The organism is Ramlibacter alkalitolerans, assembly GCF_016722765.1.
GTDB classification, from domain to species: Bacteria; Pseudomonadota; Gammaproteobacteria; order Burkholderiales; family Burkholderiaceae_C; genus Ramlibacter; species Ramlibacter alkalitolerans.
The window spans coordinates 191,930-207,053 of the sequence record NZ_JAEQND010000006.1; the positions used below are offsets into that span (position 1 = coordinate 191,930).

The window sequence follows — 15,124 nt, forward strand, 5'->3', positions numbered from 1 at the left end:
CAAGCATAGCGCGCCCTCTTCCTCCCTCCCCCTCCGGGGGAGGCTGGGGTGGGGGCGCTTTCGGCCCGGGAACGGCCCCATCCTCGCCTTCCCCCAGAGGGGGAAGGAGCAACAGCCTTCGTCCGGGTGCGAACATGGGCCCAAACCTATAATGAAAGGTTCAGCTGGACCCCCCATGAGCACTCCCCAATTCACCGTCGCCGACATCCGCCAGACCTTCCTCGACTTCTTCAGGGACAAGGGTCACACGGTGGTCGCTTCCAGCCCGCTCGTGCCGGGCAACGATCCGACCCTGATGTTCACCAACTCCGGCATGGTGCAGTTCAAGGACGTGTTCCTCGGCACCGACAAGCGCCCCTACGTGCGCGCGGCCTCGGTGCAGGCCTGCCTGCGCGCCGGCGGCAAGCACAACGACCTGGAGAACGTGGGCTACACCGCGCGGCACCACACCTTCTTCGAGATGCTGGGCAACTGGTCCTTCGGCGACTACTTCAAGCGCGAGTCGCTGATGTGGGGCTGGGAACTGCTCACGCAGGTCTACAAGCTGCCGGCCGACAAGCTCTGGGCCACGGTCTACATCGACGACGACGAGGCCTACGACATCTGGACGAAGGACATCGGCCTGCCGCCGGAGCGCGTGGTGCGCATCGGCGACAACAAGGGCGCGAAGTACGCCAGCGACAACTTCTGGATGATGGCCGACACCGGCCCTTGCGGTCCCTGCTCGGAGATCTTCTTCGACCACGGCCCGGAAATCCCCGGCGGCCCTCCCGGCAGCCCGGAGCAGGACGGCGACCGCTACATCGAGATCTGGAACCACGTGTTCATGCAGTTCGACATGCAGCCCGATGGCAGCGTGAAGAAGCTGCCCGCGCCCTGCGTCGATACCGGCATGGGCCTGGAGCGCCTCGCCGCGATCCTGCAGCACGTGCACAGCAACTACGAGATCGACATCTTCCAGGCGCTGATCGCGGCGGCCGGGCGCGAGACCGGCATCCAGGACCTGGAGACCCCCTCGCTCAAGGTGATCGCCGACCACATCCGCGCCACCGCCTTCCTGGTGGCCGACGGCGTGATCCCGTCGAACGAGGGCCGCGGCTACGTGCAGCGCCGCATCATCCGCCGCGCCATCCGCCACGGCTACAAGCTCGGTCGCAAGACGCCGTTCTTCCACAAGCTGGTGCCCGACCTGGTCAAGCTGATGGGGGATGCCTATCCGAACCTCAAGGCCTCGCAGCAGCGGGTCATGGAGGTGCTGAAGGCCGAAGAGGAGCGCTTCTACGAGACGCTGGCCAACGGCATGGAGATCCTCGATGCGGCCCTGGGCAACGGCCAGAAGGTGCTGCCCGGCGACGTCGCCTTCAAGCTGCACGACACCTACGGCTTCCCGCTGGACCTGACCAACGACGTCTGCCGCGAGCGCGACGTGACGGTGGATGCGGCCGGCTTCGACGCCGCGATGGAGCGGCAGAAGGCCGCCGGCCGTGCCGCCGGCAAGTTCAAGATGGACCGCCTGCTGGAATACGCGGGCGCGGGCAACGTCTTCACCGGCTACGAGAGCCTGCGGGAGACGGCGAAGGTCGTCGCCCTGTACAAGGACGGCACGCCCGTGCAGCAGCTCGAGGAAGGCCAGCCGGGCGTGGTGGTCCTGGACACGACGCCGTTCTACGCGGAGAGCGGCGGCCAGGTCGGCGACAGCGGGACGTTGTCCGCGGAAGGCGTGCAGTTCGGCGTGGAGGACACGCAGAAGATCAAGGCGGACGTGTTCGGCCACCATGGCGTCCAGACGCAGGGCACGCTCAAGGTGGGCGACACCGTGCAGGCCGCCGTGAACATGCAGCTGCGGCAAGCGACCATGCGCAACCACAGCGTCACGCACCTGATGCACAAGGCGCTGCGTGAGGTGCTCGGCGCGCACGTGCAGCAGAAGGGCTCGCTCGTCGATGCCGACAAGACCCGCTTCGACTTCACGCACAACGCGCCGCTGACCGAGGACCAGGTCCGCGAGATCGAAAAGCGCGTGAACGCGGAGATCCTGGAGAACCACCCGACGCAGGCGCGCGTGATGGACATCGAGTCCGCCAAGGCGACCGGCGCGATGATGCTGTTCGGAGAGAAGTACGGCGACTCGGTGCGCGTGCTGGACATCGGCTCCTCGCGCGAACTGTGCGGCGGCACGCACGTGGGCCGCACCGGCGACATCGGCCTGTTCAAGGTGGTGAGCGAGGGCGGCGTGGCCGCGGGCGTGCGCCGCATCGAGGCGGTGACGGGCGCCAATGCGCTGGCCTACCTGCAGCAGCTCGAATCCACGGTGCAGACGGTGGCCGGTTCGCTGAAGGCCGCACCCACCGAGCTGCAGGGCCGCGTGTCACAGGTGCTGGAGCAGGTGCGTTCGCTGGAAAAGGAAGTCGCCGCGCTCAAGGGCAAGCTGGCGTCGTCGCAGGGTGACGACCTGGTGAACCAGGCGGTGGACGTCAAGGGCGTCAAGGTCTTGGCCGCGCGCCTCGATGGGGCCGATGCGAAGGCGCTGCGCGACACGATGGACAAGCTCAAGGACAAGCTGAAGACGGCGGCAATCGTGCTGGCCGCGGTCGATGGCGCCAAGGTGCAGCTCGCGGCCGGCGTGACGGCCGACAGCATGGGCAAGGTCAAGGCCGGCGAGCTGGTCAACTTTGTGGCGCAGCAGGTCGGCGGCAAGGGCGGCGGCAAGCCGGACATGGCGATGGCCGGCGGCACGGACGCGAGCAAGCTGCCGGGCGCGCTGCAGTCGGTGCAGGCCTGGGTCGCAGAGCGGGTCTAGTCTTGTCTTTCCCTTCCCCTCCGGGGGAGGGCAGGGGGGCGCTCCAGGGCGCCCCTTTCCATTTCGGCGCCGAGAATGCCCCCACCCCAGTCCTCCCCCGGAGGGGAGGGAGCCTGCAGGCAGCCGTCCGTCCTTTGACCAGGATCAAGGTTTCGCCCAGCCTCTCCGGCAATATCGGCATTCAGGTACTGCAATACCGATTTAGCTGGAGGCGACATGGAGACACAAGGACTGGACCGCGAGGCCGAGCTCGACGAGATCCTGGAGTACTGCAACACGCTCAGGCAATCGCCGCCGCCGGCGGACGATGCGCTGCCCGACGGGTTCACCGGCACCCTCGGCCACTTCCCCGTGTACTTCCCCGAGGAGGTGGCGCATGCCGCCGGCTTGCTGCCCGTCAACCTGCTGGGCGGGGGCAACAAGCTGGAGCTCAAGCACGCGGACGCGCACATGGGGTCGTTCATCTGCTCGATCTGCCGCTCCACGACGGAGATGGGGCTCAACGGCCAGCTGAAGGGGCTCAAGGGCTTCATCACCCACCCGATCTGCGATGCGGCCAAGCACCTGGCCGGCATCTGGTCCCGCAACATCCCGGACCAGCTCGCCCAGATCCTGTACCTGCCGCAGAACCCCAACACGCCCGGCGCCATCCGCTTCGTGGCGGCGGAGTACCAGCGCCTGCGCGGCGAGCTGGAGCGCCGCTCGGGCCGCGAAGCGACCGACCTGAAGCTGCGCGCCAGCATCCAGGCCTACAACCGCAACCGCGCGCTGGTGCGCGAGCTGTACGCGCTGCGCCGCGACGAGCCCTGGAAGGTGAGCTGCACCGAGTCCTACCTGCTGCTGCGCGCGCGCACGCGCATCCCGTGCGAGGCGCACAACGACCTGCTCGCGCGCGCACTCGACGGCATCCGCGCGCGCCACCGGCCGGCGCAGGACAAGCCGCGCGTGGTGTTCGTGGGCGGCTTCTGCGAGCAGCCGCCGCTGGAGATGCTGGAGGCGATCGACGACAACTGCTACGTGGTCGACGACGACCTGCTGATCGGCCTGCGCTGGCTCACCGCCGACGTGCCCGGCACCGGCGACCCGATCTGGGCGCTGGCCGAGAGTTTCGTGCAGCGCTGCGCGGCCAGCCCGGTGCAGCACGACGAGCGCAAGACGAAGGAAGCCTACCTGATGGAGATGATCGCCTCCAGCAAGGCCGAGGCGGCGATCGTCACCGCCGCCAAGTTCTGCGAGCCCGGGCTGGACGAGCAGGTGGCCTGGTCCAAGCACCTCGACCAGGTCGGCGTGCAGTACCTCGTGCTGGAGTTCGAGGAAAAGATGACCTCGTTCGAGCAGATGGCGATGCAGCTCGAGACCTTCGCCGAATCCCTCCTCTTCGCCACCGCCTGACCGGAGCCGCCCATGACCACCGAAACACTCGAACGCGCCGCCCCCCAGGCCGCACCGGCCGACGAGTTCAACCCGATCCAGGACGGCCAGCGCCTCATGAAGGCGTGGTACGCCGACCTCGAGCAGGCCAAGGCGCGCGGCCAGAAGGTCGCCAACGTCTTCGTGATGGGCAACGCCATCGAGATCCTGCGCACCTTCGACTTCCAGCTCGTGTTCCCGGAGATCAACTCGCTGCAGACGGGCGTCAAGAAGGTCTCCGAGGGCTACCTGCGCGAGTCCGAGGACTACGGCTACTCGCCCGACGTGTGCTCCTACGTCAAGGCCGACGTCGGCCTGATCCTGCGCCAGCAGAAGCACCCGGCAGGCACCATCCCGCACGCCGACATCGCCATCACCTCGAACATGTGCAGCACGTTCATCAAGTGGGGCGAGATCTGGGAGCGCATGCTGCATACCCCCACTTTCACGCTCGACCTGCCCGGCCAGCGCGGCTCGAACTGGCAGGTGCGGCGCGGCGACGCCCAGCACATGGCCGACTCGCAGTGGGTGGAGTCGCAGTTCCGCGACCTGATCACGCGCTGCGAGAACATCACGGGCAAGCGCTTCGATTTCGACAAGCTCGCGCAGGTGCAGGACCGCGTCAACCGCATGGTCTACCACTGGAACAACGTGATGGCGCTCAACCGGGTCTGCCCCGCGCCCTACAACGCGATGCTGGACGGCCTGACGTACATCGGCATCATGAACGTCTACCGCGGCACCGAGGAAGGCGTCGAGTACATGCGCCGGCTGGAGGAGCAGCTGCGCGCCAAGGTGGCCCGCGGCGAGGGCCGCGTGAAGGAGGAGCGCTTCCGGCTGCTGTTCTCCGGCACGCCCTGCTACGTGTCCATGCGCCGGCTGGTGGAACTGTTCGAGTCCTGGGGCGGGGTGTTCGCGTATTCCGACTACCTCACCTTCGCCGCCGGCGGCATGGACGCAGGCGAGATGGTGTACGACACCTCGCGCCCGCTCGAGAGCCTGGCCGAGATCTCCGCCCTGGCGGCGCAACGCGGCCTGTCGAACCAGTTCTTCGCCCACGAGCGGCTGGCGCAGCAGATCAAGGAGTACGACGTCGACGGCGTCGTCTTCCACGGCATCAAGAGCTGCCGCTTCGTCTCCTCCGGCATGGCCGACACGCGCAACTACCTGAACCAGCGGATGAACATCCCGAGCCTCTACGTCGAGTCGGACCTGATCGACCCGCGCTACTGGTCCGACGCCCAGATCAAGAACCGGGTCGACGCCTTCTTCGAGTCCCTGCACCAGCGCGGCGGCCCGCCGCCCCTGGCCCGCGCGCAGGCCGCCATCGCCAACGGGAGCGCCCAATGAGATACATCGCCGGCGTCGACGTCGGATCCACCCAGACCAAGGCAGTGATCCTGGACGAGAACGGAACGATGGTCGGGCGGGCCCTGCTCGACATGGAAACCAGCATGGTCACGATCGCGCAGGATGCCTTCCGCGCGGCCCTGGCCAACGCGGGCCTGCAGGAGGAGCAGGTGGCGCGCATCGCCAGCACGGGCTACGGCCGCTACAACGTGTCGTTCGGCCATGAGCAGGTGACCGAGATCACCTGCCACGCACGCGGCGCCGTGTTCCTGTTCCCCGGCACCCGCACGGTGATCGACATCGGCGGGCAGGACACCAAGGCGATCGCGGTGAAGCCGGACGGCCAGGTTGCCGACTTCACCATGAACGACAAGTGCGCCGCCGGCACCGGCCGCTTCCTCGGCGCGGCGTCCTATGCGCTGGAAATGTCGCTGGGCGACCTGGGGCCGCTGGCACTGAAGTCGCAGAACCCGGTGCGCATCACGACCACCTGCACCGTGTTCGCGGAGTCCGAGATCATCAGCCACCTGTCGCGCGGCATCCTGCCCGAGGACGTGCTGATGGGCGTGCACCAGGCGATCACCAGCCGCTGCGTCTCGCTGGCGCGCCGCGTCGGCGTGCACTCGGAAGTGACCTTCACCGGCGGCGTGAGCCGCAACCAGGCGATGGTCAAGCTGCTGGAGGACGCGGTGGGCATGAAGATCAACGTCAGCCCTGACGCCCATTTCTGCGGTGCGCTGGGGGCCGCCCTGTTCGCCCGCGACCACGTTCTCGCGCATGCCACCCAGCCCGCTGCGCTCGCCGAGGAGAAAGCATGATCTACGTTGTGGGACTCGACATCGGATCCACCTACACCAAGGCGATCGCGCTCGATGGCGACTGCAAGGTGGTCGGCACGGCCGTGCGCCGCACCGGCTTCAAGCTGGCGCAGGCCTCGGAGGCGGTCTTCGACGACCTGCTGGCGAACTGCAAGCTGCAGCGCGGCGACATCACCTACGTCGGGGCGACCGGCTATGGCCGCTACACCGTCGCCTACCGGAATGCGCAGATCACGGAACTGACGGCCCATGCCCAGGCGGCGGTGCACCTGTTCCCGGACACGCGGACCATCCTGGACATCGGCGGCCAGGACATCAAGGCCATCAAGGTCGACGACCAGGGCCGGGTGAAGGCGTTTCGCCTGAACGACAAGTGCGCGGCCGGCACCGGCGCCTTCCTCGAAAAGACGGCGCGCTACCTCGGCCTGACCACGGAGGACATCGGCCCGTACGCGCTGCGCTCGACGGATCCGAAGGCGATCAGCAGCGTCTGCGCGGTGTTCGCGGAGTCGGAGGTGATCAACCACCTGTCCAACGGCATTCCGGCCGAGGACATCATGATGGGTGCCATGGTGTCGCTCGGCGGCCGGGCGATCCAGCTGATGCGCCGGGTCGGCCTGGAGCCCGGCTACATGCTGACCGGGGGAATGACCCGCAACGCCGCCATGGTGAAGGCCCTCGAGAGCGCACTCGGGGAGACCTTCCACGTCGCGCCGAACGGCCTCGGCCAGCTCAATGGCGCCTACGGCGCCGCCTACCTCGGCCTGCGGCGCGTGCAGAAGCTGCTCGCCGAGGGCAAGCCGATCCCGCCCACGGCGGCCCAGCTCGGGCAGGCCCAGGGGGTGCAGACCGTGCGCCGGTGGTCGGCCATGGCGGCGACGCGCCGGCGCTTCGAGCCGTGCGGCGAGACCGGCGGCCAGACGGGCGAGTGCCCGGTCGTGATCGTCAAGAAGGCACCGGCCGCTTCCGAGCGCGCCGCCGCCTGAGGAGGCCGGCATGACCCACGTCGTCACCGAAGCGTGCATCAACTGCAAGCACACCGACTGCGTCGAGGTGTGCCCCGCCGATTCGTTCCACGAGGGCGCGAACTTCCTGGTGATCAACGCCGACACCTGCGTGGATTGCATGGCCTGCGTGGCCGCGTGCCCGACCAACGCGATCTACGCCGACAGCGACGTGCCGGCGGACCAGCGCAAGTTCATCGCGCTGAACGCCGAACTCGCGCGCGACTGGCCCGTCATCGTGAAGCGGCGCGAGCCGCTGCCCGATGCCGCGCACTGGGCCGGCGTGGCGGGCAAGTTGGACCAGTTGCAGCATTCCTGAGCGGCCCGCAGCCGACGAGGAGGAACGGATGGAAACGATCACCAGCTACATGGAGCAGGACCACGACCGCATCGACGGCCATGCCGCACGCGCCACCGCCGCGGCCGGCGCGCAGGACTGGAGCACCCTGCAGGACCAGGGAAGCGAATTCCTGCGGCGGCTGCAGCGGCACATCGAGATCGAGGAGGACCTGCTGTTCCCCGCCTTCGAGCAGCGCACCGGCATGGTGGCGGCAGGGCCGTCCCGGCAGATGCGCGACGAGCACGAGTGGATGCAGCCGATCCTGGTGCGCATGCAGCAGGCGCTGGCCGCCAACGACGGCGCCGAATGGCAGCGCGCGACGCGCTCGCTGCTGGACATCCTGGAGCCGCACAACGTGAAGGAGGAGCAGATGATGTATCCGATGCTGGAGGATGCGGCCGGCGCGGATGCACAGGAGCTGCTGCTGCAGGTCAGGCGGAGGGCGCTCTGAGCGCGGGCTGAAGTTCGCGGCATCGGCCGCTCCTACAATGGGCCGATGCCCACCGGCCGCGACGACGCCCGCATCCGTCCGCCGGAGCGTCCCCTGCAGCGGGGCCCCTGGCGGGCCGCATCGCTGCTGTCGTCCCCGCACAAGCTGTGCTTCTTCTGGGCCGGCATCCAGTGGGCGGTCGCTGCGCTGTGGTGGGCGCTGCATCAATTCGCGCAAGCCGTGGGCGCCGGCTGGTCCTGGCAGGTCCCTCCTGCCGCGGCCCATGGCCTGTGGTTCAGCCTCGGGCCTATGCCGCTGTTCATCGCGGGCTTCATGTTCACGGCCGGTCCGAAGTGGCTGCGCCAGCCCCCGGTGGACGCCCGTGCGCTGCGCCTGCCGGTCGCCGGCTTCACCGCGGGGTGGGCCCTGGCCGCCATGGGCTTCCAGGCCGGCGCCCTCCTGGCGGCCGCCGGCCTGGGCCTCGCTGCCCTCGCGTGGAGCGTGCTGGCGATGCGCCTGCTTCTCCTGGTCACGCGCAGCACGGAAACGGACCGCATGCATCCCAAGGCCCTTGTGGCGGGCGCGCTTGCGATCGGCGCGTGCCTGGCGGCCTCCGCGGTGGCCGTGGCGATCGGGCGCGCGGATGCCCTGGGCAGCCTGGCGCGGCTCGGCCTCTGGTGGGGCATCGCCACGGTGTTCATCGTCGTCTCGCACCGCATGCTGCCCTTCCTGGGCGATGGCGGCTGGCCGCGGCTGGACGCCCGCTGGCCGGCCTGGCCGCTGTGGCTGCTGGCGTCGGTGCCGGCGGTGCAGGGCGCGGCGGCACTCGCGCCCGCGTGGCTGGCGCCGCGGCCCGGCTGGCGCTGGCTGATCGCGGCCCATCTCGCCCTGGCCGCTGCCGCGAGCCTGCGCCTGTCCTTGCGCTGGCTCGGAACGCCGCCCTTGAAGCAGCCGATGGTGGCGATGCTGTTTCGCCCCCTGCTGTGGTGGAACGCGGCCCTGGTGCTGGGTGCTTTCTCCTGGTTGCCGGCCATCGCGCCGGCGCTGGGCGCCCGCCTGGAGATGGCGGCCCTGCATGCGCTGTCGCTCGGTTACCTGGGCGGGACGATGCTGGCGATGGTGACGCGGGTGAGCAGCACGCACAGCGGCCGGCCGCACCCGATCGACGCGGTCGCGCGGCGGCTGAACGTGCTGCTGCAGGTGACCGTCTTCGCGCGCGTGGCGGCAGCCTTGTGGCCTGCTTCGGCCGTCCTGCTGCTGCCCGTCGCGGGCGCCGGATGGCTCGCCGTGGCCGCGACCTGGGCGCTGCGGCACGGCCGCTGGCTGGGCGAACCGCGGGCCGACGGGGGACCCGGGTGAGCGGGGCGCGCCGCCGGCCGGAACGCGCCGGCCACCTGCTTCGTCATTCCCGCGCAGGCGGGAATCCACGCGGCTGCGCGCCTGCCCTGGCCCCCCGCCTGCGCGGGGCTGACGGGCTTCCCGTCAGCTCACTTCTTCTCGAAGACGACGTCCCACACGCCGTGGCCGAGGCGCAAGCCGCGATGCTCGAACTTCGTCAGCGGCCGGTACTCCGGCCTCGGCGCGAACCCGTGCGCGGTATTGCGCAACTGGTGCTCCGCCGACAGCACCTCCAGCATCTGCTGCGCATACGGCTCCCAATCCGTCGCGCAATGCAGGTAGCCGCCGCTGGCCAGCCGCGGCAGCAGCCTGGCCAGGAACTGCGGCTGCACCAGCCGCCGCTTGTTGTGGCGCGCCTTGTGCCACGGATCCGGGAAGAAGATGTGCACGCCGGCCAGCGAGGCGGGCGGCAGCATGTGCTCCAGCACCTCCACCGCGTCGTGCTGCACGATGCGGACGTTGGCCAGCCCCTGGTCGCCGATGCGTTTGAGCAGCGCGCCCACGCCCGGTGTGTGGACCTCGCAGCACAGGAAGTTCTTCTGCGGCATCAGCGCCGCGATGTGCGCCGTCGCCTCGCCCATGCCGAAGCCGATCTCCAGGATCGTCGGCGCCTCGCGGCCGAAGGCCTGCGCGAGATCGATGGGGGCGGGCTGGTAGGGCAGCAGGAACTGCGGGCCCAGCGTGTCGAGCGCGCGCTGCTGGCCGACCGTCGTGCGGCCGGTGCGCAGCACGAAGCTGCGGATGCCGCGGCGGGGAGGCACGCCCTGGGGCGTGTTCGATGGTTCGTGCATGCCCGGATTGTCACGTAGGCTGGCGGTGAGCCGCGCAGCGCGAACCCCAGCGCTTGCGCTGTCGCTGGGGTTCCGGCGCTGTCGCGCGTCACCGCCAGCCTACGGGAACCGGGCAGCCCACGCGGGCACCGCCTGCGCGAGCACGGCGTCCACGCCGCTGCGCGCATCGACGCCGATCCCCAGCACCGCGGCCGCGGCCGCGAGCGCGGCGGCGGGGTCCGCCACGTCCACCGGCGCCGCCCCGTTCTGCTTCGACAGCTTCTCGCCATTGGCCGCGAGCACCAGCGGCGCATGCAGGTACAGCGGCGTGGCGATCCCCAGTGCGCGCTGCAGCAGGATCTGGCGCGGCGTGTTGTCGACGAGGTCGGCGCCGCGCACCACGTGCGTGATGCCCTGGTCCGCGTCGTCGACGACCACCGCCAGCTGGTAGGCGAACAGCCCGTCGGCGCGCTTGAGGATGAAGTCGCCGACCTCCTCGGCGACGTTCTGCAGGTGCACGCCCACGCGCCGGTCGGTCCACGGCACCAGGCCTTCGGGCACGTGGAAGCGCCAGGCGCGCGCCTCCCGCGCACCGAGGCCGCCGCGGCAGGTGCCCGGGTAGACCAGCTCGCCATGCCGCGTGCGCTCGCGCCCCTGCGCGCGCAGCGCCAGCGCGATGTCCTTGCGCGAGCAGGCACAGGGGTAGGCCTTGCCTTCGCGCACCAGCCGGTCGAGCGCGGCCTGGTACAAGGGTTCGCGCTGCGATTGCCAGGTGGGCGGCTGGTCGGGCAGCAGGCTGCAGGCGGCGAGCTGGCGCAGGATCTCCTGGTCGGCGCCGGGCACGGTGCGCGGCCGGTCGACGTCTTCGATGCGCACCAGCCATTCGCCTGCACGGGCGCGCGCGTCCAGCCAGCTCGCGAAGGCGGCCACCAGCGAGCCGGCATGCAGCGGGCCGGTAGGCGAGGGCGCGAAGCGGCCGCGGTACCGCATCAGGCCGTCATCCCGCCCGGTGCCGCTCCAGCAGCGCGGCGCGCGTCGTGGCGCTTTCCAGCTGCGCGAGCCACCATTGCAGCGCCCGCCCCGGGCCCAGCGCGCTGGTGTTGCGCCACGCGTAGCTGAGACGGATGGTGCGCCGGCTGCCGCGCTGGATCTCGCGCGCGACCAGCCGGCCGGCCTCCAGGTAGGGACGCGCCAGCGGCTCCGGCAGGAAGCCGCCGCCGAGCCCGCGCAACTGCGCATCGAGCTTGGCCCGCATGCTGGGCACCGTCAGCACGTCCTGGCCGGCGAGCAGCCCGTAGGTGAGCGCGTTGCCGCGCTGCTGGGCGGAATCGGACACGGCGACCGCACGATGCCGGATCAGCACTTCATCGGCGATCGGCTCTTCGATCGTCGCCAGCGGATGGTGCGGGGCGACGGCGAACACGAAGCGCAGGTCGCCGAGCTCGTGGCTGGAAATGCCGGGCGTGGTGCCGGGCTCGACCAGCACGCCGAGCGCGAGGTCGGCACGGCCGGCGGTCAGCGCTTCGAGCGTGCCGCCCAGCGCCTCGTCGCGCAGCCGCAGGCGCGTGGTCGGCTCCAGGCCGTAGAAGGTCTCGGCCAGTTCCATCACGGTGGAGAACGAGAGGGCATTGTCGACGGCGACCGTGAACTCGGCTTCCCACCCGGTGGCGACGCGGCGCACCCGATGCGCCATCGCATCGATGTCCTGCAGCAGCTGCTGCCCGGCGCAGAGCAGTTCATTGCCGGCCGCCGTGAGCCGTGCCTGGCGCGAGCTGCGGTCGAACAGCAGCACGTCGAGCGCGTCCTCGAGCTGGCGGATGCGGTAGGTGACGGCGCTGGGCACCAGGCCCATCTCGCGGGCCGCCGCCGCGAAGCTGCCGTGGTCCGCCACCGCCTGCACGAGGCCGAAGGCGTCCGGGGTCAACACGTCGCGCGGGGAAGCCATCTCATCCGTTGTCGTCAGGAATTTTGAATGATGCCATCAATCACCAGCAGGTTCGGCAATGCCGGCGCGCTCCTACATTCGGTCTTTCCAAGGACACGCACGATGCTTACCGTACGCAGATCACAGGAACGCGGCCATGCCGACCACGGCTGGCTCAAGTCCTTCCACAGTTTTTCGTTCGCCGGCTATCACGACCCCGAGCACATGGGCTTTGGGAACCTGCGCGTCATCAACGAGGACCGCATCGCGCCGGGCACCGGCTTCGGCCAGCACGGCCACCGCGACATGGAGATCATCAGCTACGTGCTTTCCGGCGAGCTCGCGCACCGCGACACGCTGGGCAACGTCAAGGCCATCCCGCCCGGGGACGTGCAGCGCATGAGCGCGGGCCGCGGCGTGATGCACAGCGAGTTCAACCACGCCGAGGACCAGACCACGCACTTCCTGCAGATCTGGATCGAGCCGAACGTGCAGGGCATCGAGCCGAGCTACGAGCAGAGAGGCTTCGCCGAGGCCGAGAAGCGCGGCAAGCTGCGGCTGGTCGCCTCGCCCGATGGCGCGCAGGGCTCGGTGCAGATTCATGCCGATGCGCGCGTGTACGCGGGCCTCTTCAACGGCGACGAGACTGCCAGCATCGAGCTGGATGCGGCGCGGCCGGTCTACGTGCACGTGGTGCGCGGCGAGCTGTCCGTGAACGGCACGCGCCTGGCGGCCGGCGACGCGGCCAAGCTGCGCGGCGAGCGCACGCTGGCGATCGACCACGGCAAGGATGCCGAGGTGCTGGTCTTCGACCTGTCCGAGCACTGATCTTCATGTTCCCCACCCCTCCTGAAGGAGCTTCACCATGGCAACACTGACTTCGCCCCAATCCGGTTACTCCGTGAACACCGAGGCTGCCGCCGTGACGCCGGCGCAGAACGCGCTGGCGCTGATCGGCCGCGTGCTGATCGCACTGCTCTTCATCCCCTCCGGCTGGGGCAAGATCGCCGGCTTCTCGGGGCTGGTGGGCTACATCTCGTCCAAGGGCGTGCCGCTGCCCGAGGTGTGCGCCGCGATCGCGATCGCGACCGAACTGGGGCTCGGGCTCCTGCTCCTGGTCGGGTTCAAGGTCCGCTGGGTGGCGCTGCTGATGGCGATCTTCGTGCTCGTGATCACGCCGATCTTCCACAACTACTGGGCGGTGCCCGAGGCGCAGCTGATGGCGCAGAAGATGAACTTCTTCAAGAACATGGCGATCGCGGGCGGGCTGCTGGCGTTCGCGGCCTTCGGCGGCGGCACCTTCAGTGTCGACGGCCGTCGCAGGGACTGAGGGGATGGCCGAAACGGTGGTCGTCTACCACTCGGGCTACGGCCACACGCAGCGACTGGCGCAGGCGGTGGCCGAGGGCGCCGGCGCGCAGCTGCTCGCCATCGACGCGGAGGGCAACCTCCCCGCCGGCGGCTGGGAGGAACTGGCCGCCGCCGACGCGATCGTGTTCGGCTCGCCCACCTACATGGGCGGGCCGAGCTGGCAGTTCAAGAAATTCGCCGATGCCTCGTCGAAGCCCTGGTTCGGGCAGGCGTGGAAGGACAAGCTCTTCGCCGGCTTCACCAACAGCGGCAGCATCAACGGCGACAAGTCGAGCACCATGTTCTACTTCTTCACGCTGGCCATGCAGCATGGCGGCGTCTGGGTCGGCAACGGCATGATGCCGTCGAACGCGAAGGCGGCGCAGCGCAACGACGTGAACTGGATCGGCACCTTCGCCGGCGCCGCCTCGCAGACACCGATCGACGCGTCGGCCGCGGAGATGCTGCCCGGCGACCTCGAGACCGGCCGCCAGTTCGGGCAACGCGTGGCGACCGCGGCGCAGCGCTGGTCGCGTGGCAGGAGCGCCTGACGTGACCATCGCCCAGCAACTCACCGGCCACGAGAAGGACCTCGGTGGCGGCTTCCTCGTGCGGCGCCTGCTGCCCGACGCGCGCCAGCGCAGCGTCGGCCCCTTCATCTTCTTCGACCACTTCGGCCCCGCCCAGGAATTGCCTGGGGTGAACCATGACGTGCGGCCGCATCCGCACATCGGCCTGGCCACCGTCACCTACCTGTTCGAGGGCGCGATGATGCATCGCGACAGCCTCGGCACCGCGCAGCTGATCGAGCCGGGCGCGATCAACTGGATGACCTCGGGGCGCGGCATCGTGCATTCGGAGCGGCGCCCCGATCACCTGCGCGACGTGGCCTTCGTGAACCACGGACTGCAGCTCTGGACGGCGCTGCCGCTGGCGCACGAGGAAACGGAACCCTCGTTCTCGCACACGCCGGCGCAGGCGATCCCCGAATGCAGCGTGGGCGACGCGCGCGTGCGGGTACTGGTGGGCGAGGCCTTCGGCGTGCGCTCGCCGGTGCCGGCGCTCTCGCGCACGCTGTACCTCGACGTGCGGCTGCCGGCGGGCGGGCGCATGGATCTGCCGGCGCTGGAGGCGCAGCAGGCGATCTATGCACTGGAAGGCGAGCTGCAGGTGGATGACGCGCCGCTGGCGCTGCGCCGCATGGCGGTGCTGGAGCCGGGCGGGGCCGTGACCTTGTTCGCGCCCGCCGGGGCACGGCTGGTGCTGGTGGGCGGCGATGCGCTGGATGCCCCGCGCCACATGTGGTGGAACTTCGTCTCCAGCCGCAAGGAGCGGATCCTGCAGGCCGGCGAGGATTGGAAGGCGATGCGGATGGGGACGGTGCCGGGGGATGAGGCGGAATTCATTCCGCTGCCGCCGACGCCGATGACGCCGCCCGAACCGCGTTCGTGACATCCGTCACCCCCGCGTAGGCGGGGGCCCAGAGCCGCCGCGCAGCGGCGGTGGATTCCCGCCTGCGCGGGAATGACG

At 69.8% G+C, this 15,124-nt stretch carries 15 protein-coding genes; 12 read left to right on the forward strand and 3 right to left on the reverse strand.

What is annotated here, in order from left to right; genetic code table 11:
• The first annotated feature begins 175 nt into the window (after positions 1 to 175).
• From alaS to JI746_RS12215, 8 genes are all read left to right on the forward strand, one after another.
• On the forward strand, positions 176 to 2,800 hold the full coding sequence (gene alaS, locus JI746_RS12180; protein WP_201689786.1) for an alanine--tRNA ligase: 2,625 nt from the start codon (positions 176 to 178) through the stop codon (positions 2,798 to 2,800).
• 216 nt (positions 2,801 to 3,016) lie between these two features.
• Entirely contained in the window at positions 3,017 to 4,192 is a 1,176-nt protein-coding gene (locus tag JI746_RS12185) for a 2-hydroxyacyl-CoA dehydratase (protein ID WP_201689788.1), read from the forward strand.
• Between the two features lie 12 nt (positions 4,193 to 4,204).
• The gene (locus JI746_RS12190) at positions 4,205 to 5,560 is read left to right on the forward strand and encodes a 2-hydroxyacyl-CoA dehydratase subunit D (protein WP_201689789.1); all 1,356 of its coding nucleotides are present in this window, start codon (positions 4,205 to 4,207) and stop codon (positions 5,558 to 5,560) included.
• Complete coding sequence (locus JI746_RS12195; protein WP_201689790.1) at positions 5,557 to 6,378, forward strand: acyl-CoA dehydratase activase; 822 nt, start codon at positions 5,557 to 5,559, stop codon at positions 6,376 to 6,378. Before JI746_RS12190 ends, JI746_RS12195 begins: the two co-directional genes overlap by 4 nt.
• Positions 6,375 to 7,364, forward strand: a complete 990-nt coding sequence (locus tag JI746_RS12200; protein ID WP_201689791.1) for an acyl-CoA dehydratase activase — start codon at positions 6,375 to 6,377, stop codon at positions 7,362 to 7,364. Before JI746_RS12195 ends, JI746_RS12200 begins: the two co-directional genes overlap by 4 nt.
• A gap of 10 nt (positions 7,365 to 7,374) precedes the next feature.
• On the forward strand, positions 7,375 to 7,701 hold the full coding sequence (gene fdxA, locus JI746_RS12205; protein WP_201689792.1) for a ferredoxin FdxA: 327 nt from the start codon (positions 7,375 to 7,377) through the stop codon (positions 7,699 to 7,701).
• 28 nt (positions 7,702 to 7,729) lie between these two features.
• Positions 7,730 to 8,173, forward strand: a complete 444-nt coding sequence (locus JI746_RS12210; RefSeq protein ID WP_201689793.1) for a hemerythrin domain-containing protein — start codon at positions 7,730 to 7,732, stop codon at positions 8,171 to 8,173.
• Positions 8,174 to 8,218: 45 nt separating this feature from the next.
• Positions 8,219 to 9,511: an NnrS family protein gene (locus JI746_RS12215; protein ID WP_201689794.1), complete on the forward strand. Its 1,293-nt coding sequence runs from the start codon at positions 8,219 to 8,221 to the stop codon at positions 9,509 to 9,511.
• A gap of 128 nt (positions 9,512 to 9,639) precedes the next feature.
• Here JI746_RS12215 and trmB read toward each other — a convergent pair whose 3' ends face one another.
• The 3 genes from trmB to JI746_RS12230 form a co-directional block, all read right to left on the reverse strand.
• Complete coding sequence (gene trmB / locus JI746_RS12220) at positions 9,640 to 10,341, reverse strand: tRNA (guanosine(46)-N7)-methyltransferase TrmB (protein WP_201689795.1); 702 nt, start codon at positions 10,339 to 10,341, stop codon at positions 9,640 to 9,642.
• A gap of 99 nt (positions 10,342 to 10,440) precedes the next feature.
• Positions 10,441 to 11,310 (reverse strand): tRNA glutamyl-Q(34) synthetase GluQRS, encoded by an 870-nt coding sequence (gene gluQRS / locus JI746_RS12225; RefSeq protein ID WP_201689797.1) that lies wholly within the window; start codon positions 11,308 to 11,310, stop codon positions 10,441 to 10,443.
• Positions 11,311 to 11,317: 7 nt separating this feature from the next.
• Positions 11,318 to 12,265: a LysR family transcriptional regulator gene (locus tag JI746_RS12230; protein ID WP_201689798.1), complete on the reverse strand. Its 948-nt coding sequence runs from the start codon at positions 12,263 to 12,265 to the stop codon at positions 11,318 to 11,320.
• Between the two features lie 102 nt (positions 12,266 to 12,367).
• On the opposite strand from JI746_RS12230, the gene JI746_RS12235 reads away from it, so the two are divergent.
• Genes JI746_RS12235 through JI746_RS12250 form a run of 4 tightly spaced genes read left to right on the forward strand, consistent with a single transcriptional unit; the run spans position 12,368 to position 15,046 of the window.
• Positions 12,368 to 13,072: a pirin family protein gene (locus JI746_RS12235; RefSeq protein ID WP_201689799.1), complete on the forward strand. Its 705-nt coding sequence runs from the start codon at positions 12,368 to 12,370 to the stop codon at positions 13,070 to 13,072.
• A gap of 37 nt (positions 13,073 to 13,109) precedes the next feature.
• Entirely contained in the window at positions 13,110 to 13,574 is a 465-nt protein-coding gene (locus JI746_RS12240) for a DoxX family protein (protein ID WP_201689800.1), read from the forward strand.
• A gap of 4 nt (positions 13,575 to 13,578) precedes the next feature.
• Entirely contained in the window at positions 13,579 to 14,145 is a 567-nt protein-coding gene (locus JI746_RS12245) for a flavodoxin family protein (RefSeq protein WP_201689801.1), read from the forward strand.
• Between the two features lies 1 nt (position 14,146).
• Positions 14,147 to 15,046: a pirin family protein gene (locus JI746_RS12250; RefSeq protein ID WP_201689802.1), complete on the forward strand. Its 900-nt coding sequence runs from the start codon at positions 14,147 to 14,149 to the stop codon at positions 15,044 to 15,046.
• Positions 15,047 to 15,124: the final 78 nt, after the last annotated feature.

What these genes read in the sequence shown, in the direction of transcription:
- alaS (WP_201689786.1), top strand. Translation starts at nt 176, where the DNA reads ATGAGCACTCCCCAATTCACCGTCGCCGACATCCGCCAGACCTTCCTC.
- JI746_RS12185 (WP_201689788.1), top strand. Translation starts at nt 3,017, where the DNA reads ATGGAGACACAAGGACTGGACCGCGAGGCCGAGCTCGACGAGATCCTG.
- JI746_RS12190 (WP_201689789.1), top strand. Translation starts at nt 4,205, where the DNA reads ATGACCACCGAAACACTCGAACGCGCCGCCCCCCAGGCCGCACCGGCC.
- JI746_RS12195 (WP_201689790.1), top strand. Translation starts at nt 5,557, where the DNA reads ATGAGATACATCGCCGGCGTCGACGTCGGATCCACCCAGACCAAGGCA.
- JI746_RS12200 (WP_201689791.1), top strand. Translation starts at nt 6,375, where the DNA reads ATGATCTACGTTGTGGGACTCGACATCGGATCCACCTACACCAAGGCG.
- fdxA (WP_201689792.1), top strand. Translation starts at nt 7,375, where the DNA reads ATGACCCACGTCGTCACCGAAGCGTGCATCAACTGCAAGCACACCGAC.
- JI746_RS12210 (WP_201689793.1), top strand. Translation starts at nt 7,730, where the DNA reads ATGGAAACGATCACCAGCTACATGGAGCAGGACCACGACCGCATCGAC.
- JI746_RS12215 (WP_201689794.1), top strand. Translation starts at nt 8,219, where the DNA reads ATGCCCACCGGCCGCGACGACGCCCGCATCCGTCCGCCGGAGCGTCCC.
- trmB (WP_201689795.1), bottom strand. Translation starts at nt 10,341, where the DNA reads ATGCACGAACCATCGAACACGCCCCAGGGCGTGCCTCCCCGCCGCGGC.
- gluQRS (WP_201689797.1), bottom strand. Translation starts at nt 11,310, where the DNA reads ATGCGGTACCGCGGCCGCTTCGCGCCCTCGCCTACCGGCCCGCTGCAT.
- JI746_RS12230 (WP_201689798.1), bottom strand. Translation starts at nt 12,265, where the DNA reads ATGGCTTCCCCGCGCGACGTGTTGACCCCGGACGCCTTCGGCCTCGTG.
- JI746_RS12235 (WP_201689799.1), top strand. Translation starts at nt 12,368, where the DNA reads ATGCTTACCGTACGCAGATCACAGGAACGCGGCCATGCCGACCACGGC.
- JI746_RS12240 (WP_201689800.1), top strand. Translation starts at nt 13,110, where the DNA reads ATGGCAACACTGACTTCGCCCCAATCCGGTTACTCCGTGAACACCGAG.
- JI746_RS12245 (WP_201689801.1), top strand. Translation starts at nt 13,579, where the DNA reads ATGGCCGAAACGGTGGTCGTCTACCACTCGGGCTACGGCCACACGCAG.